The organism is Thauera terpenica 58Eu (assembly GCF_000443165.1).
In the GTDB taxonomy this organism is placed as follows: domain Bacteria; phylum Pseudomonadota; class Gammaproteobacteria; order Burkholderiales; family Rhodocyclaceae; genus Thauera; species Thauera terpenica.
Window position 1 is genome coordinate 1 of sequence record NZ_ATJV01000033.1, and the last position, 227, is coordinate 227.

Here is a 227-nt window from a genome sequence, read left to right on the forward strand (position 1 = left end):
CGCCGATAGGCGGCGAACTTCTCGCCACGGTCGTAGGCGGCGGTGGCGGGGGACAGGACTTCGACGATGAGCTTGGGCGCGCGCATGAACTGGTCGGCGCGATGGTCGGCGGGGTCGCAGGTGACGAGGACGTCGGGGTAGAAATAGGCTTCGTCGGCCGCCGCCTGCACTTTCATGTCGGCCATGTAGGCGCGGCAGGGCGTGCCTTCCAGGGCGTCGTCGAGGGC

Annotated in this window: 1 protein-coding gene; it reads right to left on the minus strand. The window is 69.2% G+C overall.

Features of this window, described 5'->3' with window-relative positions:
- Positions 1-227 (minus strand): Uma2 family endonuclease (locus M622_RS23960; RefSeq protein ID WP_021248105.1); only part of this gene is annotated, 227 nt, incomplete at both ends.